We start from the raw sequence: 290 nt of genomic DNA on the forward strand, positions 1-290 counted from the left end.
AAATAATACGAATGCTGCTTCTTTAATGGCACGTTTTTTCTTTTCTTTTACTCTTTCAAATCCGTTCAATGCAATCACCTCACTTAAAATATACAAGAAAAAATAATGGAAAACAATAATTTTGAAATATGGACTAATAAATATTTCAAAAAGTTGTTGCGAATATGAAAGATGAGGAGTACAATGATTTTGAAATATCACATATTAAATATTTCAAAAAATGAGGTGGAATTATGATTTCAGTTCAGGATGTCACAAAACAGTTTTCGAATGGAAAAGGTTTGTTTCAT

At 27.2% G+C, this 290-nt stretch carries 1 pseudogene; it reads right to left on the reverse strand.

Annotation, left to right across the window (positions count from 1 at the left end):
* Window positions 1–138 (reverse strand): annotated as a pseudogene (locus MR167_RS33485) (TetR/AcrR family transcriptional regulator); the annotation flags it as partial.
* Between the last annotated feature and the right edge of the window lie 152 nt (window positions 139–290).

Source organism: Bacillus cereus group sp. BfR-BA-01355 (assembly GCF_022663675.1).
In the GTDB taxonomy this organism is placed as follows: domain Bacteria; phylum Bacillota; class Bacilli; order Bacillales; family Bacillaceae_G; genus Bacillus_A; species Bacillus_A thuringiensis_S.